General features: G+C 69.0%; 18 protein-coding genes. 5 read left to right on the forward strand and 13 right to left on the reverse strand.

Annotation, left to right across the window (positions count from 1 at the left end; translation table 11 throughout):
* Positions 1–16 precede the first annotated feature (16 nt).
* The 6 genes from METY_RS16120 to METY_RS16145 all read right to left on the reverse strand — a co-directional run bounded on the left by METY_RS16120 (position 17) and on the right by METY_RS16145 (position 7,416).
* Complete coding sequence (locus METY_RS16120; protein WP_103122415.1) at positions 17–691, reverse strand: ceramidase domain-containing protein; 675 nt, start codon at positions 689–691, stop codon at positions 17–19.
* Between the two features lie 20 nt (positions 692–711).
* The gene (locus METY_RS16125) at positions 712–1,290 is read right to left on the reverse strand and encodes a glutathione peroxidase (RefSeq protein ID WP_103122416.1); all 579 of its coding nucleotides are present in this window, start codon (positions 1,288–1,290) and stop codon (positions 712–714) included.
* Between the two features lie 73 nt (positions 1,291–1,363).
* Positions 1,364–2,968, reverse strand: a complete 1,605-nt coding sequence (locus METY_RS16130) for an EAL domain-containing protein (RefSeq protein WP_244593696.1) — start codon at positions 2,966–2,968, stop codon at positions 1,364–1,366.
* Positions 2,969–3,090: 122 nt separating this feature from the next.
* The gene (locus METY_RS16135) at positions 3,091–5,397 is read right to left on the reverse strand and encodes an NADP-dependent malic enzyme (protein ID WP_103122417.1); all 2,307 of its coding nucleotides are present in this window, start codon (positions 5,395–5,397) and stop codon (positions 3,091–3,093) included.
* A 230-nt stretch (positions 5,398–5,627) separates the two neighbouring features.
* A complete protein-coding gene (locus METY_RS16140) occupies positions 5,628–6,674 on the reverse strand; it encodes an ELM1/GtrOC1 family putative glycosyltransferase (RefSeq protein ID WP_103122418.1) in 1,047 nt (348 codons plus the stop codon).
* Between the two features lies 1 nt (position 6,675).
* The gene (locus METY_RS16145; RefSeq protein ID WP_103122419.1) at positions 6,676–7,416 is read right to left on the reverse strand and encodes a hypothetical protein; all 741 of its coding nucleotides are present in this window, start codon (positions 7,414–7,416) and stop codon (positions 6,676–6,678) included.
* A gap of 170 nt (positions 7,417–7,586) precedes the next feature.
* Here METY_RS16145 and METY_RS16150 point away from each other — a divergent pair, with 170 nt between their 5' ends.
* A complete protein-coding gene (locus METY_RS16150) occupies positions 7,587–9,569 on the forward strand; it encodes a hypothetical protein (protein WP_103122420.1) in 1,983 nt (660 codons plus the stop codon).
* A gap of 10 nt (positions 9,570–9,579) precedes the next feature.
* Here METY_RS16150 and aspS read toward each other — a convergent pair whose 3' ends face one another.
* A complete protein-coding gene (gene aspS / locus METY_RS16155; protein WP_103122421.1) occupies positions 9,580–11,352 on the reverse strand; it encodes an aspartate--tRNA ligase in 1,773 nt (590 codons plus the stop codon).
* Positions 11,353–11,548: 196 nt separating this feature from the next.
* Here aspS and METY_RS16160 point away from each other — a divergent pair, with 196 nt between their 5' ends.
* On the forward strand, positions 11,549–12,163 hold the full coding sequence (locus tag METY_RS16160) for a hypothetical protein (protein WP_146035740.1): 615 nt from the start codon (positions 11,549–11,551) through the stop codon (positions 12,161–12,163).
* Positions 12,164–12,222: 59 nt separating this feature from the next.
* Positions 12,223–13,473, forward strand: a complete 1,251-nt coding sequence (gene rnd, locus METY_RS16165) for a ribonuclease D (RefSeq protein WP_103122423.1) — start codon at positions 12,223–12,225, stop codon at positions 13,471–13,473.
* Between the two features lie 48 nt (positions 13,474–13,521).
* Here the strand turns inward: rnd and ppx are convergent, their stop codons facing one another.
* The 4 genes from ppx to METY_RS16185 all read right to left on the reverse strand — a co-directional run bounded on the left by ppx (position 13,522) and on the right by METY_RS16185 (position 19,274).
* Positions 13,522–15,093, reverse strand: coding sequence for an exopolyphosphatase (gene ppx / locus METY_RS16170; protein WP_244593697.1), 1,572 nt, complete (start codon positions 15,091–15,093; stop codon positions 13,522–13,524).
* Positions 15,086–17,287, reverse strand: a complete 2,202-nt coding sequence (locus tag METY_RS16175; RefSeq protein WP_103122424.1) for an RNA degradosome polyphosphate kinase — start codon at positions 17,285–17,287, stop codon at positions 15,086–15,088. The genes ppx and METY_RS16175 overlap by 8 nt, the downstream gene beginning before the upstream one ends.
* Before the next feature lie 104 nt (positions 17,288–17,391).
* Complete coding sequence (locus METY_RS16180; RefSeq protein ID WP_103122425.1) at positions 17,392–18,075, reverse strand: HdaA/DnaA family protein; 684 nt, start codon at positions 18,073–18,075, stop codon at positions 17,392–17,394.
* A gap of 8 nt (positions 18,076–18,083) precedes the next feature.
* On the reverse strand, positions 18,084–19,274 hold the full coding sequence (locus METY_RS16185) for an AI-2E family transporter (protein ID WP_103122426.1): 1,191 nt from the start codon (positions 19,272–19,274) through the stop codon (positions 18,084–18,086).
* Between the two features lie 213 nt (positions 19,275–19,487).
* On the opposite strand from METY_RS16185, the gene purM reads away from it, so the two are divergent.
* Positions 19,488–20,582 (forward strand): phosphoribosylformylglycinamidine cyclo-ligase, encoded by a 1,095-nt coding sequence (gene purM / locus METY_RS16190; protein WP_103122427.1) that lies wholly within the window; start codon positions 19,488–19,490, stop codon positions 20,580–20,582.
* Positions 20,579–21,226, forward strand: a complete 648-nt coding sequence (gene purN, locus METY_RS16195; RefSeq protein WP_103122428.1) for a phosphoribosylglycinamide formyltransferase — start codon at positions 20,579–20,581, stop codon at positions 21,224–21,226. The genes purM and purN overlap by 4 nt, the downstream gene beginning before the upstream one ends.
* A 152-nt stretch (positions 21,227–21,378) precedes the next feature.
* Here purN and METY_RS16200 read toward each other — a convergent pair whose 3' ends face one another.
* Positions 21,379–22,146 (reverse strand): TerC family protein, encoded by a 768-nt coding sequence (locus METY_RS16200; protein WP_103122496.1) that lies wholly within the window; start codon positions 22,144–22,146, stop codon positions 21,379–21,381.
* Between the two features lie 97 nt (positions 22,147–22,243).
* On the reverse strand, positions 22,244–22,942 hold the full coding sequence (locus METY_RS16205; protein WP_103122429.1) for a TerC family protein: 699 nt from the start codon (positions 22,940–22,942) through the stop codon (positions 22,244–22,246).
* Between the last annotated feature and the right edge of the window lie 83 nt (positions 22,943–23,025).

Here is a 23,025-nt window from a genome sequence, read left to right on the forward strand (position 1 = left end):
CGGGCGGACGCGGCGGCTAGTGGTGCTTCGCCGCGACTTTCGCGAGGCGGGCGCGACCGAAGATTTCGATCAGCGCAAGCAGGACGCAGGCGTTCAGCACATGCCACAGCGGATGCGTCCCGACCGGCGAGTAGGCGCAGGCCGGGCCGTCCAACGTCCGGAACGCCAGCGACGCCGCAAACAGCGCGGCGGCCGCCAGCAGGCCCCTGCCGGCGCTTCGCCGCCAGGGCTCTTTGGCGAGCGAGAGAGCAGCTCCCATGCCGATCAGCGCAAGCAACGCTCCGGCGTAGCCGAGCGACCCGCGCAGCGCGCCGGCCGGCGCGAGAGTGGGCAAGGCGGCTGCGGCGGCGATGAAGGCGGATGTTCCGACGACCGCCCAGAACGCGCCGAGCCCTACGATGCGGCGGAGAACCAGGCAGAAGTAGACCGCGATGAAAAGCTGGATCGGCGCGACGTCGGCGAGCAGCGCCCATCGCGTCGCGAAGGTGTGGAACAGGAAGCTGCCGACGCCGATGACGGCGACGATCGCGGCCAGGACCAGCGCGGGGCGGTCGCCGCGATGCCGCCGTGCGGCGATCGCGGCGGCCATGATGAACGCGGCGTTGGTCGCGGCGTTTGCGGGCTCCGCCCAGAACGACGCGTCGAGCCGTTCGCAGTACACGCCGAGCACGGGATCGCTCCAGGCGGTCATCCCACGCCCCCCGCGAGCGGTCAGCGGACCGAGACGGCGCCCGCGGCGTTCAGTTCGCGCTCGATGGCGGCCACGACCTTCGGATCGGTTGGCTTTGTCGAGGGTCCGAAACTCGCGACCACCCCGCCGTCGGCTCCGATGAGGTACTTGTGAAAATTCCAGCGCGGCGCGCCGTCCGGCGACGAGCGGGCGGCCCAGCGGTAAAACGGATGCGCGTCCCCGCCCGTGACGTGTTGCTTGGCGGCGAATGGGAAGGTCGCGTTGTGGCTCTCGGCTGAGCGGCGGATCGTGGCCGCGTCGCCGGGCTCCTGGCGGAAGTCGTCGCTCGGCACCGCGATCACGGCGAGGCCCCGGTCGCGGTAGCGCGCCCAAAGCTCTCCCAGGTCGCCCAGCTGCCCCGCGAAGCCGCAGCGGGAGGCAGTGTTCACCACGAGAACGGGCTTCCCGACGTAAGCCGCGAGCCGGATCTTGCCGCCCTCCAGCCCGTCGAACGCGAAGGCCGCTGCGGTGGTCTCGCTGCGTTCGGCGGCGTGCGCCGCGGAGAGGCACACGACCAAGGCGACAAGCGCTCCGGCGAAACGCGCGATCATGGACGGCATCTGTCGATCCTCCGCGGGGGCGTGCTTTCGAGATTCGCGCCCGATGCGAAGCTGGATCAGTCGCGCACGGCGATCAACGCGCGTTCATCATCCGCAGCGGCCCGACTCCGAAGCTGCCCGGGGTCCTGGCCGGCGTCTTCATCGCCTCAGGGTTCATCGCCGCCACGAGCTGCAGGAACATGGCGCCCGGGAGCGGGGGCGCGAACACGTAGCCCTGCGCCATACGGACGCCCTTGGCCCGCAGATATTCGAGCTGCTCGAAGCTCTCCACGCCCTCCGCGATGAGCTCGAGGCTCATGTCGTTCGCAAGCTTCACCATGCTGTCGACGATGGCGATCGAGTAGCGGTCGGTGCCGACCGCGTCGACGAACATCTTGTCCATCTTCATGACGTCGACGCCGAGCTTCAGCAGGTAGGACAGCCCGCCGTGGCCGGTGCCGACGTCGTCCAACGCCACCCGGACGCCCAGGGCCTGCAGCTTGGCGATGACGAGCCGCGCGCGCGGGATGTCGTTCAGCGGCTGGCGCTCGGTCACCTCGAACATCAGCTGATTCATGCGAACCGGGGAGCCCTCGAAGATGCGCCGCACGTCGTCGACGATGTCCGAATCGTCGAAATGGCCCGCGAACAGGTTGAAGCCCACCTTGAGTTGCGGCAGGCGCGCGTAGGCGTCCGCGAGCTCGTCGCGCGCAGCCTCCATGAGGGCGAGCGTCATCGGGAAGATCTCGCCGCTCGCTTCCGCGAGCGCGATGAACCGGCCCGGGGGCACGATCGTCCCGTTCCGGCGGCGCCAGCGGACCAACACCTCGCAGCCCGCCAGCTTCCCCGTCGTGATGTCGATCACCGGCTGGTAGTAGGGCACGAACTCGCCGTCGCGGATTCCGTCGGCGATTTCGCGCACGGGACCGCCCATCCGTCGGCGGAAGAGGTAGACGCCGAACGCCACCACGATCGCGAACACGCCGCCGCCGATGTTGGCGTAGAAGAACAGGCCGGCGTTGGCCCGGAGCAGCGCGCTGCCCGGCACCTCGATGTCGACCTTGAAGGGGTAGCGCTGCGACGCCGCGGTGGAGATCAGCGACGGCAGACGCGACGGCCCCTCGTCGGCGACGTCCTCGACAAGCGAGCGCCGGGCGACCGGCGTGCCGTCGACGGTCGCGAGCTGCGCGATGAAGGCGGCGGTCAGCCGACTTTTGAGGAAGTGCGGAAAGAGACGCTCGCCTGGGATCAACACGCGGACGGACGTCTGACCTTCGCTCTCCCAGGTCAGCCGGATGAGCTGCGAGGCTCCCGTTTCTCCGATCGAGACGGTGGCGAGGGTGACGTTCGGGTTGAGCGTGTCGTGTTCCGGCGACGTGCGGCGCACCACGCGCGGCCGGCCGTCCGCCGCGCAGACCGCCGCGCCGGACTTGTCGAGCAGGGCGATCTCCGCGATGAAGCTCGCCCGCTGCTCGGCCTTCTGGAGCACGTCGGTGACGGACGGCGCGCATCCCGCGACGTTCTTGAGGCCGACGCCGATCAACGCAGTAGCGGCGTCGTCGAGCCGGGCCTCAGAGAGCGAGAGCACCTCGCCCGCGACGTAGTCCACTTCGCGCTGGGTTCCGGTGATCAGATTAGCCCCGAGCAGGACGTTGATGCCGATGATCGGGACGGCGGCGAGCGCAATCCCGATCAGCACCGTGTTCCGCCAGGAAGCCCCTCCGTTTCGCACCGACACCCCGCCTCAGAGCCTGCCTCTGCGTCCAGGAACGGCGAAGCGCGCAAGCTCGATGAAAATGCGCGTTCTAGCTTAATGCGAGGCTAACCCCCTGCGGTTTCGCCCACCTGCGCTTCGACGACCGCAAGCGCGGTCATGTTCACGACGCCGCGCGCCGTGACCGAGGGGGTAAGGATGTGCGCCGGGCGGTTGGCGCCGACCAAGATGGGGCCGACAGGGAGCGCGTCCGCCACCGCCTTGATCAGCTGGGCGCTGATGTTGGCGGCGTCGAGGTTCGGGAACACCAGGAGGTTGGCTTCGCCGGACAGGGTCGAGCTCGGCAGCAGCCGCTCCCGGAGCACGGGCGAGAGCGCGACGTCGGCCATCATCTCGCCGTCGACTTCCAGGTGAGGCGCCGCCTCCCGGATGATCGCGAGCGCGTCCCGCATCTTTCGGGCCGAGGGCGTGTCGTGGGAGCCGAAGCTTGCATGCGACAGCAAAGCGATCTTCGGCGTGATCCCGAAGCGCTCAACGCTCTTCGCGCCGTGGATCGCGCTCTCGGCGATGCTGCGTGCGTCCGGCTCCGGCGTCACGTAGGTGTCGGTGAGGAAATAGACGCCGCGGGCCGTGATGAGCAGCGAAAGGGTCGAGTAGTCCGGCGCGCCCGCCTTGCGCCCGATCACCTCGTCGATCAGGCCGAGATGATCGTGGAAGCGACCCTCCAGGCCGCAGATCATCGCGTCGGCGTCGCCGCGGATCACCGCGAGGGCCGCGATCGCGGTCGAGTTCGTCCGCACCACGGTGCGCGCGAGGTCCGGGGTCACGCCGCTGCGGCCGGCGCGCTCCAGATAGAGCGAGACGTAGTCCCGGTAGCGCGGATCGTCCTCGGGGTTGATCACCTCGACGTCGCCCGGCTTCAGGGTGAGGCCCCAGCGCTTGGCGCGGACCTCGATGACGTGGGGACGGCCGATCAATATCGGGGTCGCGATGCCCTCCTCCAGCGACACCTCGGCCGCGCGCAGCGCGCGCTCGTCCTCTCCGTCGGCGTAGATCACTCGCTTTGGCGCCGCCTTCGCCGCCGCGAACACCGGCTTCATTACAAAGCCGGAGCGGAACACAAACCGGTTGAGCTGGTCTTCATAGGCCCGGAAGTCGGCGATCGGCCGGCGCGCGACGCCGCTCTCCATCGCCGCGCGAGCGACAGCCGGCGCGATGCGCAGGATCAGGCGCGGATCGAACGGGCTCGGGATCAGGGACTCGGGGCCGAACAGGCGGGTCTCGCCGCCATAGGCCTTGGCGACCACGTCGGAGGACGGCTCGCGCGCGAGCGCCGCGATTGCGCGGACCGCGGCGGCCTTCATCTCCTCGTTGATCTCGGTCGCCGCGACGTCGAGCGCGCCGCGGAAGATGTAGGGGAAGCAGAGGACGTTGTTGACCTGATTCGGGAAGTCCGAGCGGCCGGTGCAGATCATCGCGCCGGGGCTCGCCTCGCGCGCGACGTCCGGCATGATCTCGGGATTGGGATTGGCGAGCGCGAGGATCATCGGCTTATCCGCCATCCGCGCGACCATCTCCGGCTTCAGCACCCCGCCGGCGGACAGGCCGAGGAAGACGTCCGCGCCGTCGATGACTTCGCCGAGCGTCCGCTTGTCGGTGTCCTGGGCGTAAACCGCCTTCCAGCGGTCCATCAGGGCCTCGCGACCGAGATAGGCCACGCCCTCGATGTCGGTCACCCAGATGTTCTCGCGCTTCGCGCCGAGGGTCACGAGGAGGTTGAGGCAGGCGAGCGCGGCGGCGCCCGCGCCGGAAGTGACGATCTTGACGTCCGCGATGCTCTTGCCCGCGAGCTCGAGGCCGTTGGTGATCGCGGCCGCGACGATGATGGCGGTGCCGTGCTGGTCGTCGTGGAAGACCGGGATGCCCATGCGCTTCTTGCAGGCTTCCTCGACCTCGAAGCACTCGGGGGCCTTTATGTCCTCGAGGTTGATGCCGCCGAAGGTGGGCTCGAGCGCGCAAATGACCTCGACCAGCCGGCCCGCGTCCTTCTCAGCCACTTCGATGTCGAACACGTCGATGCCGGCGAACTTCTTGAACAGGACGGCCTTGCCTTCCATCACCGGCTTGCTGGCGAGCGGGCCGATGTCGCCAAGGCCAAGCACCGCGGTTCCGTTGGACAGCACGGCGACGAGGTTCTGCCGAACGGTCAGCTCTGCGGCCTGGTCCGGATCTTCCGCGATGGCGTCGCATGCGGCCGCGACGCCCGGCGAATAGGCGAGCGCGAGGTCGCGCTGATTGCCAAGCGGTTTGGTGGCCTGGATCTCGATCTTGCCCGGTCGGGCGCCCGTGGCCGCGGAGCCGCGATGATAGACGAGCGCGCCGCTCCGCAGGTCGTCGGACATATTGCTGGACATTGATCGATCCCCTCCGCGGCCGCTCTCTAGGTCGGACGTCTAATGCGGCCTTTTCGCACAGTTTTTGAAATTGGCCACCCTCAACTGAGGGTGACTCGCCCCGCTCTGGTCTCCTCGAGGCCGCGGATCATCGGGCGCTCGCGTCCGCCGCCGCCAACGGCGCGCCCGAGATTTTCTAGTCCGCCGCTGGCATCCGGCGGCGACGGCAGTCGTTCAACCCTTGCAACAGCCTAGACCCCCATCTTCGGCGGCAGCACGGCCGAGAGCACGTCGGCGAGCCTGTCGAGCGGGTTTGTCTCCAATGTGCGCAATCCGTCCAGTCTGTTGATCCAGTCCAGGAGAGCGAGCGCGGAAACGCTGCTCTCGAGGGCCAGATTTGAACGGACGTGAGTCGCAATCTCCCGGGCGTCACGGGCGGGCGGGCGGTAGCCGTCCGGCCGCGCGACGACGGTTGGCCGCCGCGCGGCGATCGCCTCGGCGATCATCGACATCGAGTCGGCCGTCACGATGATGGCGTCGGTTGCGAAAACGTCGGCGTTCGACATCAAGCCGCCCCTGCGAAAATCGATGATCGTCACCTTGGCGCCCCGCGGCGCCAGCTCCGAGACGAAGGCGTCGAACGCGTCCGGGGGCGTGCGGCGCGAATTCGACACGACGACTTCAAGACCTGCCGCCGTCAGGGTCCGAACGATCGCGGCGAAACCCTGGAAGTCTTGGTCCGTAAAGGTGTGAAACTTCGTGACCCCTCCGAGCATGAGGGCGACCCGCTTCCGCTCGGCGCCCCGGCGGGGCGGCGGGAGCAGGTCGGGGTCGATCTCACTCGGGCGGAGCACGACCTCGCCGGGGCCAAAGCCAAGGCGGGGTTGGTCCGGCCGCAGGAGAAGATCGAACTCACGGATCAGCGGAAGCTTTGGAAAGCCGAAGTAGATGGATCGGGCGCCGGTCGCGCGCGCGAGCGCGATGTTCGCCGCGCCGGTCGAAGGGCCGGCGGACACCACGATATCGAACGGCTCGCGCGCAAGAGCCACAGGGGACGGCGCGTCCGCGTGCGCCGCCTCGTACCGCGCCGACCAAAACCTCTCGAACGGCGCCAGCCGCGCGTGAAGGCGGTCCAGCCGGCGGGAGCCCGCGCCGCGTTCGCGAACCCCGAGGGACCGCGTGTGCACCGCTCGCCGGCGCGCTACCGCGGTCAGCACGCCGAGCGTGATGCGGTCATGGCCTGCGACGCCGTCCGACAGCGCGATCGCGCGCAGAGGACGTCCGGTCAGTCCGCTCACGTCATTCCCGCCAGTTGGCCGCGATCCACGGCGTCGGCCGGACGTGCTTGTAGATCCGCTTCACCGGCGGCGCGGGCCAGCGGCCGTCGCGGGCTTCGTCGGGATTGGGCCGACCCGTGAAGCAAATGACCTTGGCGTCCGCGGGCAGCTCGGGCGTCTTGATGAAGTTCAGAGGCCAGCGCGGCATCAGGCTGTGCTTGAAGCTGACGCACCACGGCGCGGGCCAGTACCGCTTTCGCTCCCCGATCGTGCGCGAGATGTAGGTTTGGCTGTTCTGATGACTCGCGATCGTGCCCGCCGGATCCTTCATGAAGGCCTCGTAGATCTCCGGAAAGGCGCCGACTTCGAACCGGTAGACTGAGGTGTTGCCGATCCCTTTTCCCATCTGCGTCCAGTTCTCGGCGACCACGAAGTCCGCCTCGGGCGCGTAGTCGAAAAAGGGGTCGAGGTCGCCGGTGATCACGACGTCCAGGTCGAGGAACAGCACCCGGCCGGATATGCCCTCCAGCGTGCGCGCCCAGAGCGAGACCTTGCGCCACGACTTCCACATGTGGCTCGGCGGCATGTCGATCGGCGGCAGCGGATGAATCTCGACCTCCGGCCGGACGCCCGCGCCGTCATTGGTGTAGCAAACCAGTCGAAACGGACGGCGCGTGTTGCGCGCGATCATCGCGTAGAGCTTGTTGACGTAATCCGCACCGTACAGGCTCCCCCAGCGGATGCAGATGAACGTTTGCGTCATGGAAGGCGGCCTCGGAGTTGCGCAGCGGCGGAGCGGCCGCACCATGCCTGCGAACGGCGCACGCTTTCAAGCCGACCGGTCGTCAAGCGCAGGGCGGAACCGGATCATGCGTGCGAACGCTAAGCGTCGGGCGCGCCGAGCGCCGCGTCGGAGGGAGATCATCCTCGAGCATGAAGAAGCGGCATGGAATTATCGGGGTCGCGCTTGCGCTCGGCCTGACCTTCGTCGGTCTCGCTTTGGCGCCTGCGGTCGCGAACCGCTTCGCCGCCTCGGAAGTGGACAGCGCTCTTGAGCGGATCCGGCGGCTGAACACGGCCGTCGCGAGCCGCGGGGAAGTCGAGTACGACCTGTTCCGGCAGTCGCTCGTCGTCACGAACATCGCGGTGGACTCTCCGGGCGCCGACGGCGCCAAGATCCAGATCGGCCGGCTCACGGTCCAGCGGCCGGGAGGCCGAGAGAATCGCATGGTGGCGGACTCGATCCGCCTCGAGAACGTATCCGTCGCCCTCGCGAACGAAACGCTCGCCATCCCGACCATCGAGATCGCCGGCTACGAGGGCCCGGCCCAGGGTCTCGTCAGTCCGCCCCGGGTCGGGCGAGCGGCGCGCACGCAGGCGGACATGATCGCGCAGGTGTCGATCCGCAGCGGGCGCGTGCCCGAGATGACGAGCGTCAACGCCGACCTGAAGTCCACTCGCACCATCCGCAATCTGGTCCTCGACGCCGCGACCAACGGGGTCGTCAGCCGAGCGACGATCGAGAGCGTCGAGTTCTCGATGAGTCCGCGGCCCGGCGCCGGCGCGGACGCAACCAACACGCTCCGCCTCGGCGCGGCTACGCTTGAGGGCGTCAGCCTGCCGACGCTGATGCGCTTCGAGGCGGGCGACGGACAGGGCGAGCGCGAGATCGCCGTGGCGCGGGCCGAGGTTCAGGGCGCCTCCCTGCGGGCGCCGACCGCATCCTATGGCGTGATGAACGCGACCGTCGGACGGCTGTCGCTCGAGGGCCTGGCGCTGCGCCCCCTCGCCTTCCCGACCCAGGCCATCGATCAGCTGGCCGACAGGACGCGCTCAAGCGACCCGCTGACGCCGGCCGAGGTTCGCCAGCTGATGCTGATGGCCGTCGACGGGGTGCGGGCCGTGGCGATCGACCGGTTCGCCGCCGCCGACGCGGCGCTGTCGTTCGACGACGAGGGGCCCCGCAGCGCGTCCTTCGGACTGCTTGAGGTCGCCGCGGTCGCGGACGGCCGCGTCGGGGGGCTTCGGTTCGAAGCCTTTCGCGCCGGGACGACGGAAACCTCGGCGGCGGCCGGAAGCGGCGCCATCACGGACTTCGACGCCACCGGGCTGCTCGCCTACGCCCAGGAGGTCGGCGACGACAAGATCCTGCTCACGAGCACGCCGCCGGCTGAGAAGATGATGGGCCTGACGCCGCGCGCCGCCTCCGCCGAACTTACGGACGTCGAGATCGTCCGAGCTGGAAACGTGGTTCGCGCAGCCAAGCTGCGCACCGGTCAACGGGGCGCCGTCGCGGCGGCGTTGCCGAACCACATCAGCGTCGCCGTCGAGCGCCTGCGGGCGCCCCTGCCGCCGCGGTGGCGGATCGGCCGCTATCTGCAGGACGCGGGAGTCGAGGAGATCGATCTGAGCTTCGCCGCCGGCGTCTCGCTCGACGCCACCACCCAGATCCTGAAGCTCGAGCAGCTCGCCTACGACGCTCCGGGCGTCGCCGAGGTAAGCCTTACCGGCGCGCTCGCCCACGTCGACCCCAAGGTCGTTGTGGAACGGGGCGGCGAACTGATCCAGAAGCTGTCCGAGGTGACGGTCGAGCCCTTCGCGCTGAAGGTCGTGGACCACGGCGGCCTCGCCGCCGCGCTCGCCTACGCCGCGGACCGGGTTGGCCGTCCGCCCGACGTCTACCGGGAGGAGCTGGCGCAACAGGTCGAGCAGACGGTGGTCGAGATCCTCGGCCCTTCGGCCGACGCGTCGGGGCGCGCGCTCGGGCTGTTCATCCGCAAGGGCGGCGCGCTCGACGTGGCGATCACGCCCAAGGGCGCCGACACGCGCCTGCTTCGCGTGCTCGGCCTGATCGGACTGGGCCCCGTTGGGCTTGCCCAAGCGCTCGACCTGACGATCGTCACCCGGGACGGGTGACCGGAGAGGGTCACGCCTTCGGCAGCGCCGTCCGGAGGTGCAGCTCCTTGAGCTGCTGCGGGGTCGCCGGCGTCGGCGCGCCCATCAGCAGGTCCTCGGCGCGCTGGTTCATCGGGAAGATGGAGATCTCGCGCAGGTTGGTCGAGCCTGTGAGCAGCATCACGATGCGGTCCACGCCCGCCGCCATGCCGCCGTGGGGCGGCGCGCCGTACTGGAACGCGCGGTACATGCCGCCGAACCGGTCGATCACCGTCTGCTCGTCATAGCCGGCGAGCTCGAAGGCCTTCACCATCGTCTCCGGACGGTGGTTGCGGATGCCGCCGGAGGCGATCTCATAGCCGTTGCAGGCGATGTCGTACTGGAACGCCTTGATGGTGAGCGGGTCCTGGTTCTTCAGCGCGTCGAGCCCGCCCTGCGGCATCGAGAACGGGTTGTGGCTGAAGTCGACCTTCTTCTCCTCCTCGTTCCACTCGTAGAACGGAAAGTCGACGATCCAGGCGAGTTCGAACCGGTCGTGGTCCACGAGCTTCAGTTCCTCGCCCACGCGAGTGCGCGCCGCGCCTGCGAACTTGACGAAGGTCGCGGGGTCGCCCGCGACGAAGAAGGCGGCGTCGCCTTCCTTGAGGCCGAGCTGCTCGCGGATCGCGGCGGTGCGCTCGGGACCGATGTTGTTCGCGATCGGCCCCGCGCCCTCGCCGCCCTCGCGCCACATCACATAGCCGAGGCCCGGCTGGCCCTCGCCCTGCGCCCAGGAGTTCATGCGGTCGCAGAAGGCGCGGCTGCCGCCGGTCGGCCCCGGGATCGCCCAGACCTGATTGCCTTCGGTCTCAAGAATGCGCGCGAACACCTTGAAGCTCGAGCCGCGGAAGTGCTCCGAGACGTCCTGCATCACCAGCGGGTTGCGCAGGTCCGGCTTGTCGGAGCCGTACTTCCGCATGGCCTCCGCGTAGGGGATACGCGGCCAGCTCTTCGTGACCGGCTTGCCGCCCGCGAACTGCTCGAACACGCCGGTGATCACCGGCTCGACGGCCGCGAACACGTCCTCCTGCTCCACGAAGCTCATTTCCAGGTCGAGCTGGTAGAACTCCCCGGGCAGCCGGTCGGCCCGCGGGTCCTCGTCGCGGAAGCAGGGCGCGATCTGGAAGTAGCGGTCGAAGCCGCTCATCATGATGAGCTGCTTGTACTGCTGGGGCGCCTGCGGCAGCGCGTAGAACTTGCCGGGATGGATGCGGCTCGGCACCAGGAAGTCGCGCGCGCCCTCGGGGCTGGAGGCCGTCAGGATCGGGGTCTGGAACTCAAAGAAGCCTTGCCCCTTCATCTTGGCGCGCATGGCGTCGATGATCGCGCCGCGGGTCATGATGTTCCTGTGCAGCTTCTCGCGGCGCAGATCGAGGAAGCGGTAGCGGAGACGCGTCTCTTCCGGATAGTCCTGGTCGCCGAACACCGGGAGCGGCAGCTCGGCCGCCGGGCCAAGCACCTCGATCTCCCGCGCGTAAATCTCGACCTGACCGGTCGGCAGCTCGGCGTTCTCTGTGCCGGCGGGGCGGGTGCGGACGGCGCCGTCGATGCGGATCACCCATTCCGAGCGCACCGTCTCACCGAGCTTGAACGCCGGGCTGTCGGGATCGACGACCACTTGCGTCAGGCCGTAGTGGTCGCGCAGGTCGATGAACAGCACGCCGCCGTGGTCGCGGACGCGATGGACCCAGCCAGACAGGCGAACGGTCTCGCCGACATGGTCGGAGCGGAGTTCGCCGCAGGTGTGGGTGCGGTAGCGGTGCATCTTGGTGTCGTCCCAGGTCGTTCGGCGCGCAGCCGGAAAAGCCGCGGGACCACGGCATGGGCGCGGTCCGCTTGTCAAGACGACCCCAACGACACCACCGGAAGGCGCTTGCAATGCGCGCATAACGCGCATTTAATCCGCAACACACTCTAGTCAACGGCGTGAGGGGCGCCACACAATGGAGCGGTTCCGACTCTTGCTCGTGACGAGCAATGAGGCCCTAAAGCTCACGCTGTCGCTCGTCGCGGTCATTTTAGTCGCGATCCTGATCTTCGTTCCAGCGGAGAGGCTCACGGGAACGCCGGTCGGCGACGTGATCTTCAAGATCGCGCGGTCGATCCGAATTGATCCAGAGACGCTTCAGGCGAAACGGGACCTGAAGGTGGCGGAAGCAACGGCTGTAGGCGATCAGGCGGCGGAGACGGCGGTCGAAGCCCGAGGGGCAATTCCGACTGCAGTTCAGGACCGAGTGCAACGCGCAACCGACGCGGCGCTTCGGGCCTCGATAGAAGCGCAACGCGCCGGCGCGCCGGCTGCCTTCACGGGAAATGCTGTGGTTTTTGGCGCTGACCGCCTGCTGCGGGACGCTATCAACGAGGTGACGCCGTTCACGGGGGCGCGGATCTTCCGACGACAGGGCTTCTACCGGAGCGTGCTGCCCGTCGCCACGTCCGACGCCGCACAGATGGCGTTGTCGCAGATGCGCGCGAAGATTCCAGATCGAGCGCCCTATCTGGTTGATCTGGCGAAGTGGTGCCCATCCCCGCGGCAGGAGACCGAAAACGGCGTGCCCATCACAGATTGCCCCTGACATTCGCGCAACGGCGAGACATGACGGTGGCGATCGACTCCGCTATATGCGGAGACGACATGATGATCACTGCAACCGCCGACCTCGCCGCCGCCTGCGCCCGCCTCGCCCGCTCCCCTTACGTGACGGTCGACACCGAGTTTCTGCGCGAAACCACCTTCTGGCCAAAACTCTGCGTCGTGCAGCTCGCCGACGACGAGGGCCCAGTCGTGGTCGACGCGCTCGCGCCGGACATCGACCTCCAGCCGCTGTTTGACCTGATGGCGAATGAGAGCGTGCTGAAGGTGTTCCACGCCGGGCGGCAGGACATCGAGATCTTCCATCATCTCGCGGGACTCGTGCCGCATCCGGTGTTCGACACCCAGATCGCCGCCATGGTGTTGGGCTTCGGCGACAGCGTGTCCTACGACCAGCTGGTGCAGCGGACGACGGGCGTGACGCTCGACAAGTCCTCGCGCTTCACCGATTGGAGCCGGCGCCCGCTGTCGGACGACCAGATCACCTACGCCATCGCCGACGTCACGCACCTCCGGACGGTCTACGCGAAGCTCTCCGCCGACCTCGTAAAGCGGGGCCGCGCCGAGTGGCTGGTGGAGGAAATGGAGGTGCTCACCTCCCCCGCGACCTACCGCGCCGAGCCGGATGACGCGTGGCAGCGGTTTCGGTCGCGGGTAAAGAAGCCGCGCGACCTCGCCGTGCTGATGGAGGTCGCCGCCTGGCGCGAGCGCGAGGCGCAGGGCCGCGACGTGCCGCGCTCACGGGTTCTGAAGGACGACGCCCTGCTCGAGGTCGCGACCCGCGCGCCGAAGACCGCCGACGCGCTCGGCGGCCTGCGCACCTTTCCGCGCGGCTACGAACGCTCGCGGGCGGGGCAGGAGATTCTGGAGGCGGTCGCCCGTGGGCTCGCGCTCGATCCCGCGAGCCTGCCGGAGATCGATCGCGACCGCGGCGGGGCGGGCGCGAACCCGGCGACCGTCGAATTGCTGAAGGTTCTGCTTCGCATGATCGCCGAGCAGAACGCGGTCGCAGCCAAGATCATCGCGAACAGCGACGACCTCGAGCGGATCGCCGCCGACGACGCGGCCGAGGTTCCGGCCCTGCACGGCTGGCGTCGCGAGCTGTTCGGCGACAAGGCGCTCAAGCTGAAGGCGGGCGAGCTCGCGCTCGCGGTCGAGCGCGGACGCGTGGTGACGCTCGCCCGCGATCCGGCGGAGGACGGCCCCCTGCCCGCCCCACAGCCCCGTCGCCGTCGCGGAGGCCGAGGCGAACGCGCCGCCGACCCGGCGAGCGCGCCAGTCGCCGGCGACTGACCCGCTTCTTATCCGGACTGCAAGGCCGAGCGCCGACGAGTTGGCGTCTCAGACCTCGATGATCGCCGTCGGCCGTCCAAGCATCTTGCCGAGCTTGGCCAAGCGGTTGCGCAGGCGGTCACTGGTTAGATCGCCGAGTTCGGCGGGCAGCCGCAGCGTGAGCACGCCTTTGCGCATGGTGAGCGGGGCGCGGGGCAGCACGTCCGGCACCGAGGCCGAGACGAGGTAGCCCACCCGCATCGCGCCGCCGAGGATGCGCGCCCGGTCGAGGATGCGGGTGGAGGCGATCTCGCGTATGCGCGGGCTCGACTCGTCGTCGAGCAGGCCCATGTGGCGGTAGTAGACCGCGAGCGCGATGAAGGCGCGGCCGGGATGGTCGAGCCCTGTCAGCGCGGCGTGAGCGATGGTTTCGAGACTCTGCTGGCCGCGGTAATCGGGATGCGCGCGCCAGGCGATGTCGGCCAGATGGCAGGCTGCGTGCCGCCAGCGCTTCTCTTCGGCCTCCTCGTCGAGATCCACGCTGCGGAACAGCCGGTCGGTCCAGTCCACGAGGTCGAAGCCGTGCCGGGGGGCGCGCGACCGGAGATAGCCGAGATCGATCGCGGTGCTGATCAGAGGATCCTGACGCCGGCCATCGTCGTCCAGCAGCTCGAACAGCAGCCCTTCGCGGACGCCGAGCGCGGACATGACGACTTCGCTCGGCTTGCCGATCCGGATGATGTGCTCGAGCACCAGCGCGCCATAGGCGAGCAGCGGGCGACGTTCGGCGGACACGGTCGAGACGCCCGGCAGCGTCTCGGGATCGACGCGGCGAACGAGGCGGCAGAACTCCAGCGCTTCCTTGGCCGGGATGGTGTAGCCGTGGAGGACGTGGAGCGGGTAGTTCTTCTGCACCATGTGCATGTGAGCGAGCGCCCGCCAGGTGCCGCCGACGGCGTAGAACGTTCGATCTTTCAGCTTGCCGAGCGCCGTAACGCCGTCGAGCGCGTCGCGGACAAGCCGGTCTGCTTTCTTGATGGAGCGCTCGGAGGCGTCCTGAAGGCGCAGGCCCCCGAGGGGGTGCGTCGAGCCCTCGCCGACCTTCGTCTTCGAGATGTTGACGAGCTCCAGGCTGCCGCCGCCGAGGTCGCCCACCACGCCATTCGGCCGGTAGACGCCGGAGACGACGCCGAGCGCCGAGAGCTCCGCCTCGCGCTTGCCCGACAGCAAGCCGACCTTCACGCCGCAGATGCTTTCGGCTTCGGCGATGAAGGCGGCGCCGTTCTCGGCGTCGCGCGCGGCGGCGGTCGCCAGCACGTAGAGCCGCTCGACGCCCATGCCGTCGCTCAGCGCACGAAACCGCCGCAGCGCCGCGAGCGCCTTCGCCATGCTGGCGTCCGACAGCTTGCCGGTGACCGCGACCGAGCGGCCAAGCGCGCATAGCTCCTTCTCGTTGAACAGCGCCGTCGGCGCGCGGGTGAGGCCCTCGTAGACCACAAGCCGGACCGAGTTCGATCCGATGTCGATGATCGCCACAGGCGCGCCGCACGGCAGACGACCCGGCGGCAGGGCGCGCTTGGAGACCAGAGCCTTCCGCCCGGCCTCCACGGCGTCCGCGGACGCGAGAGAGGCCTCAGCCACGCTTGGCCAACCGTCGAGGTGAGCTTGTCTTCACGGATTTCCCTCGTCCCGAGAGGCTCGGATTGGTCATGAAGTACTGGTGCGCGTTGAAGGGCTCTTCGCCCTCCACGGGCACGATGCGGCGCGAGGTCCCGTCCGGCAACAGCGCCCAGCTCTGCTGGTTGTCCTTGAGGTTCGCCACCATGATCTGGTCGAGCACCTGCTCGTGCACGGTCGGATTGAGGATCGGCAGCATGGCTTCGACGCGGCGGTCGAGGTTGCGCTGCATCAGATCGGCCGAGGAGATGTAGACGTGGGCCTGCGGCGACGGCAAGCCGGAGCCGGCGCCGAAGGCGTAGATGCGGCTGTGTTCCAAGAACCGGCCGACGATCGACTTCACCCGGATGTTCTCCGACAGTCCCGCGACGCCGGGCCTCAGCGAACACATGCCGCGGACCACGCAGTCGACCTGCACGCCGGCGCGGCTGGCGTCATAGAGCGAGTCGATGATCTCGGGATCCACGAGGCTGTTGCACTTCACCCAGATCGCGGCTGGACGGCCCGCCTTCGCGTGGGCGATCTCCTCCTTGACGTGGCCGAGGAAGCGCTTGCGCAGGGTGTGCGGCGAGGCCGCCATGCGCTCGAGCTCGGCCGGCTCGGCGTAGCCCGTGATGAAGTTGAACAACCGTCCGACGTCGCGTCCGATCACGGGATCGGCGGTGAAGAACGACAGGTCCGTGTAAATCCGAGCCGTGATCGGATGGTAGTTGCCCGTGCCGACGTGGCAGTAAGTCGTGAGCCCGCCGCCCTCGCGGCGCACCACCAGCGACAGCTTGGAGTGCGTCTTCAGCTCGATGAAGCCGAACACCACCTGCACGCCAGCGCGCTCCAGATCGCGCGACCAGCGGATGTTCGCCTCTTCGTCGAAGCGGGCCTTCAGCTCCACCAGCGCCGTGACGACCTTCCCGGCTTCGGCCGCCTCCGCGAGGGCCTTCACGATCGGGCTGTCGGACGAGGTGCGGTAGAGCGTCTGCTTGATCGCGACCACGTTCGGGTCGCGCGCCGCCTGATTCAGGAACTGCACCACCACGTCGAAACTCTCGTAGGGGTGGTGGACGACGATGTCCTTCTCGCGGATCGCGGCGAAGCAATCGCCGCCCGCGTCTCGGACGCGCTCGGGGAAGCGCGGGTTGTAGGCCTTGAACTTCAGGTCGGGCCGATCAATCGAGACGATCTGGTTGAGATCGCCCAGCGCGAGCACGCCGTCGACGACGAACACCTCGTCGTCGGACACGCCGAGCGCCGCCACCACAAAGGCCCGCAGCTCCGGCGGCATGGTGTTCTCGATCTCAAGGCGGATCACCGAGCCACGGCGCCGCTGCTTCAGCGCGCTCTCGAACAGGCGGACGAGATCCTCCGCCTCCTCCTCCACTTCGAGGTCGCTGTCGCGGATGACGCGGAAGCCGGCCTGCGCCTTGACCTCGTAGCCGGGGAACAGACGCCCGATGAAGAGGCCGATCACCTGCTCGAGCCCAATGAACCGGGTGACGCCGGGTTCGCTCTCCGGGAGGCGAATGGCGCGGTCGATCCGGGCGGGGATGCGGATCAGGGCGTTCAGCGGCCGGGCGTCACGCTGGCGGGCGAGCTGCAGCGCGATGGTGAGCCCGAGGTTGGGGATGAACGGGAAGGGATGCGCCGGATCGACCGCGAGCGGCGTCAGCACCGGGAAGACATAGTTGAGGAAGTAGTCCTCAATCCAGACCCGCTCCGTCCGCGTCAGCGCCGAGGCCTCGACCAGGGAAATGCCGGCCGCCTCCAGCTGGGTGCGAAGCTCCAGCCAGCGGATCTGCTGGTCGCGGGCGAGCGAGGAGACGACCTCGCCGATCTTCGCCAGCTGCTCGGCAGGCGTCAGGCCGTCGGGGCTCCGCTCGACGAGGCCCGAGCGGAGCTGGCCGCGCAGGCCCGCGACCCGGACCATGAAGAACTCGTCGAGGTTGTTCGCGGAGATCGAGAGAAACCGGAGCTGCTCGAGCAGCGGGTGCGAGGCGTTCGAGGCCTCTTCCAGCACGCGCCGGTTGAACCAGATCCAGGAAATCTCGCGGTTCACGAAGCGGGAGGGGTCGCCCTGGCGGTCCGCGGCGACAGGCTCGGGCGCCGACTCCAGCTTGGCTTCGGCGATTGCGGCCCGGGGCGGCACGCTTGCGATCTCGGCCATCGGCTCGGTCTCCGTCGGTGTCGGCGCCGCCGGCGGAGGCGCAGGCTTCCGGACGCGGCGCGGTTGCATACGACGAACGGATGACGGTTTGGCGACGTCCATCTTCAGTCTTCCTGGTCCCTCATGCGGGCGAGGACGTCCGCGGCGAGGCCCCGGCCGACCGGCCTGCTCCGCGCAAGCGATTCCCGATCGAGAGCGTCGACGAGATCGCTCAGCGCGCCAAGCGACCGCTCGGCGTGGCGCGCGACGTATTCGACGACATCCGCCTCGACCACAAGCTGACGATCGTCGATCAGCTTCACAAGCACCGCCTTCATGGTGGCGTCGTCCGGCGCCTCCAGCCGCGCGACGGGGAGAGCGCGCAGGCGGGAGGCTAGGTCCGGCAGCGTGGGCCAGAGCGCGGTCGGCACGCTTCGCGCCGTGACGAGCAGATGCGCCCGGCGCTCCCGCGCGAGGTTGAGCACATGGAACAACGCGTTTTCGTCTGCGCCTTCGGCGCCGTCGAGCAGCACGCGCGGCTCGTCTCCAGCCGCCCGCAGCGCGGCGATCGCCTGGTCCGGCGTCAGCGTAACCGCGGCGCCGCTCGCCCGCGCCCAGATGGCGCCGAGATGACTCTTGCCGGCGCCCGGGCCGCCGACGAGCAGCAGCAGCCGGTCCGGCCAGCGCGGCCATCCCGTCACCAGCGCATGCGCCTCCGCGTTCGGCGGGGCCACGAGGAAGTCCTCGTCGCCGAACCGCGCCACGTGGGGCAGCGACAGCGGAATCTGACGCGGCGCGTCGCGGACCATGCGGCGGCTCAGACGGCGTCCGGGGAGGGCGCGGGCGGCGGCACCGCGACCGGCGGAGCCGCGACCGCCTCGGCGGGCTTCGTCGGGGTGAACTTCGGGCCGAACAGGCTCGCGCCTGTGGGCCCGCCCGGAAGCACCGCGGGACCCTCTTCGCCTGTGAAGAACGGGCTTTCCAGGTAGCGGTGGAGGGCGAACCGGACGAGCACCCCGACGGCGGCGGCCAGCGGCACCGCGACCAGCAGGCCGACGAATCCGAAGAGGTACCCGAAGGCGACGAGGGCGAACATCAGCCACACCGGGTGGAGCCCAACGGAGCGGCCGACGAGACGGGGCTGAAGGATGTTGCCTTCCACGAACTGGCCGAAGACGAAAATGCCGAGCACGAGCGCCACCATGGTCCAGTCCGGCCAGAACTGGACGATCGCGACCGAGACCGAAACAATCAGCCCGGTGATCGACCCGATGTACGGGATGAAGCCGATCAACCCCGCGCCGAGACCGATGAGCAGGCCGAAGTTGAGCCCGACCATGCTCAGCGCGATCGCATAGAACGTCCCGAGCAGCAGGCACACCAGCGCTTGGCCGCGCACAAAGCCGGCCACGCCGCCGTCGATCTCCCGCGCAAGCCTCCGGATGGTCTCGCGGTGCCGCAGCGGCGTCCAGCTGTCGACCGTCTCAACCATGCGGTCCCAGTCGATCAGCATGTAGAAGGCGACGACGGGGGTGACCACGAGCAGGCTCAGAATCGACATCAGCGCCTGGCCGCCGGTCCAGAGCGAGGCGAGGAACGAAGTCGCCCAGTTGACGCCTTGGCTGACGAACGATCCGAACGAAGAGCGCAGCTGCCCCATCCCCTGCCCCACCATGCGCTCCACCCAGGGCTGGCTCGACACCAGCTCCTGAAGCTTCTGCACGGTCTGCGGCAGGCGCTCGATGAAGCTCGCGAGCTGCGACCCCAGCAGCGGCGCGACGAGCATGATGATAGCGACGAACAGCACGAGCACCGAGGCGAGGATCACCACAGTCGCGGCGATGCGCGGAAGGCCGAGCCGCTCCAGCCGGTCGGCGATCGGATCGAGCAGATAGGCCAGCGCAAGGCCGGCTACGAAGGGCAGCAGGATGCCGGAGAACAGGAGCAGGAAGATCGCCAGAACGGCGAGCGCTCCCAGCCAGAACAAAAGCTGCCGTTGCAACGCCATTGGTCGACTTTCGCTGACGGCCCCGGGGCCCGGGCCAAGCCGGCCCGGCTGTGCGGTTGCGCGTCCGCTGAAACGCCTTCGCAGCCGCGAGTTATGCTCCCGCCGCGTCGGGGGTCAAGACGGCTATCGGCGGCGTTCCCCTCGGCCCTGCTGTTGCGCGCATTCCGGCGTCGGTCTAAGGGGTCGGCCCAGAGCGACGCGGAGCTGAGATCCATGGCCGAGAGCACCAAAACCGGCGGCGGCCTGACCTATGCCGACGCGGGCGTCGACATCGACGCCGGCAACGCGCTGGTGGAGCGGCTGAAGGCGCTCGTGCGCGCGACGCGGCGGTCCGGAGCGGACGCGGAGATCGGCGGCTTCGGCGGCCTCTTCGACCTGAAGGCGTCGGGCTATGTCGACCCGATCCTGGTCGCGGCCAACGACGGCGTCGGGACCAAGCTCAAGATCGCGATCGAGACCGGTCTGCACGACACCATCGGGATCGACCTGGTCGCCATGTCGGTCAACGACGTTGTGGTCCAGGGCGCCGAGCCGCTGTTCTTCCTGGACTACTTCGCCTGCGGCAAGCTCTCGGGCGACACGGCCTACGAGGTGGTGAAGGGCATCGCCACCGGCTGCATCGAGGCGGGCTGCGCGCTCGTCGGCGGCGAAACGGCCGAGATGCCGGGCATGTACGCCGACGGCGACTACGACCTCGCGGGCTTCGCCGTGGGCGCGGCGGAGCGCGGCAAGCTGCTGCCGCGCCGGGACGTGGCGGCGGGCGACGTGCTGCTCGGCCTCGGCTCTTCCGGCGTCCACTCCAACGGCTACTCGCTGGTCCGTCGCATTGTGGCGCGCTCGGGGCTCGGCCTCGACGCGCCGGCGCCGTTCGCGCCGGAGACGACGCTCGGCCGCGCCCTGCTCGCGCCCACCAAGCTCTATGTCCGCCCGCTGATCGCCGCGCTGAAGGCTGGCCACGCCATCAAGGCGCTGGCGCACATCACCGGCGGCGGCTTGCCCGACAACCTGCCGCGCGTGCTCCCGGACGGGCTCGGCGCGCAGATCGATCTCTCCGCGATCGTCGTCCCGCCAGTCTTCGGCTGGCTCGCCAGCGCGGGCGGCGTGGCCGAGCCCGAGATGCTGCGGACGTTCAACTGCGGCCTCGGCATGGTCGTGGTGGTCGGCGCCGACGAGGCGGCTTCGGTCGAGGCCGCGCTGAAGGCCGAAGGCGAAGCGCCGGTCCGCATCGGCGAGATCGTGACCATTTCGCGCGCGGACGATCCCGTGCGCTTCACCGGCGCGCTCGCGCTCCACGCGCCCACGCCATGAGCCGCCTGCGCGTCGCGGTCCTGGTCTCCGGCCGCGGCTCCAACATGGCCGCCCTGATCGACGCCGCGGCGGAGCCGGCGTTCCCCGCCGAGATCGTCGCGGTGATCTCCAACCGGCCGAACGCCGGCGCGTTGGCGGTCGCCACGCGCGCCGGGATCGCGACCAGGGTCGTCGATCACAAGGCCTACGCCGACCGGGCGACCTTCGACGCCGCCCTCGACGCCGCCCTGCGCGACGTCGCGCCGGACCTCGTCTGCCTCGCCGGCTTCATGCGAATTCTGACCGACGGCTTCATCGCGGGCTGGGCGGGTCGGCTGATCAACATCCACCCGGCCCTGCTGCCGAGCTTCAAGGGCCTCGACACCCACGCCCGCGCGCTCGCGGCGGGGGTCAGGCTCCACGGCTGCACGGTGCACGTGGTTACGCCGGAGATGGACTCCGGCCCGATCATCGCCCAGGCGGCGGTGCCCGTGCTCGACGGCGACGACGAGGAGTCGCTTGCGGCCCGCGTTCTCGCGGCGGAGCATCTGCTCTACGTCCGGGCGCTGAAGCTTTGGGCCCAGGGCCGCGTTCGGCTGGAGGGCGATCGCGTGCGCGTGGACGCCGGCGACGACGCCCACGCCACGGCCCTGATCTGGCCCTGACGGCCTTCGGACGATCTCCCTCGTCGCAAGCGGCGCTGCCTACGAGGCGTCCAACGCAAAGCAAAACGGCCGGCGCATGAGCGCCGGCCGTTCTCGTTTGAGCTAAACCCGTGTCGATAGGACGAGGAGCCCGAAGGCTCCTCGCGCCGGCCTTACGAGGCGTCCTTGATCGTGCCTTCCACCGTCGCATGGCGCCGGCGCTTGATCACGAAGGCGACGCCGAGCACGAGGATCGCGCCGGCCGCGGCCGCGGCGTAGTGCAGCCACTTCACAGCCGTGACGCCGATGTCATGTTCGGGATCGGGCATCAGCAGCGAAGGATCGAAGCCCTTCAGCCAGTTGATGACGACGACGTCGCCCAGGATCATCTCGCCGGCGATCCAGCCCAGCAGGCCCGCGCCGATCCACACCAGGATCGGGAACTTCTGCAGGATGGCGCTGAGCAGGGTCGAGCCCGCGATGATCAGCGGAATCGTCAGCAGCAGCCCGAAGATGAAGAGCTCGGGATGTCCCTTCGCCGCCGCGGCGATCGCGACCACGTTGTCGAGGCTCATCACGGCGTCGGCGATTGCGATGGTGCGCACCGCGCCCCAAAGGTTGGCGCTCGCCTCCACGTCCGCATGGTCCTCCTGCTCGTCGGTCGCGAGCTTGATCGCGATCCAGAACAGCAGCAGGCCGCCCGCGACCTTCAGGAAGGGCACGCCCAGCAGGAAGGTGATGAAGAAGGCGAAGATGATGCGCAGCCCAACCGCGGCGCCGGCGCCGAGCAGGATGCCGAGCTTGCGCTGATCGGGAGGGAGCTTGCGACAGGCGAGCGCGATGACGACCGCGTTGTCGCCCGACAGCAGCAGGTCGATCCAGATGATCTGCAGCAGAGAGATCCAGAACGTCGGCTGATCGAACGCGAAATTGAATTCCATGCGCATCCCCTAAAGCCGCGCGTTCGCGGCGCATGTTGACGTTCAAGGCGAGCCTGAAGCGCAGCCCCGTGGGGTCACGTCCCGGTCGCAGCGTTCTTCAGGACGTCGCGCTCTGACGGCCGTTGCGGGTCTTCGCCCGCCGGACGAGCCATCCGACCGCCACGACAACAACCGCCAAGGTGACGGCGGCCGTCGTCTCCCAGCTGTGGACGTACTCGCCGCCGAAGCGATCGACCAAGGCGACGTCGTCCACGAGCATCTCGCCGGCGACGAACCCGAGGAGCGCGGCGCCGGCCCACACGATGAGCGGGAACCGGTCCATGACTGCGAGGATGACGGCGCTCCCGGCGACGATCATCGGAACCGAGATACCAAGACCTGCGATGAGAAGCCCGAAGTGATCGCCGGCCACGCCTGCGATCGCGATCACATTATCGAGACTCATAACCACATCTGCGACAGCGATCGTTCCGACCGCGCGCAGCAGGCTCTCCGACGTCTTGACGTCGCCCTCGCCCTCGTCGTTGGGCGTCAGCAGGTCCACCGCAATGTAAAGCAGCGCGAGCGCGCCCACGATCTTGAGGTATGGCACCCCGAGCAGCGCCACGATGATGACCGTGAACAGGATGCGGAGCGCGATCGCGACGCCGGCGCCGAGGATCATCCCCATCCGGCGCTGACCGCCCGGCAGCCCGCGGCAGGCCATCGCGATGACGACCGCGTTGTCTCCCGACAAGAGGGCGTTGATCCAGATGATCTCGCCCAGCGCGAGCCAATCCACCGAGCCGAGTGTCATCGCCTGCCCCCACAAAATAAAACGACCGGCGCGTTTTGTCGCACGCCGGTCGCCGGGCCGCCAGAGGTTGGCATTCCGTATGT

Origin of the sequence: Methylopila sp. Yamaguchi, from assembly GCF_002897035.1 — a bacterium.
Taxonomy (GTDB): Bacteria; Pseudomonadota; Alphaproteobacteria; order Rhizobiales; family Methylopilaceae; genus Methylopila.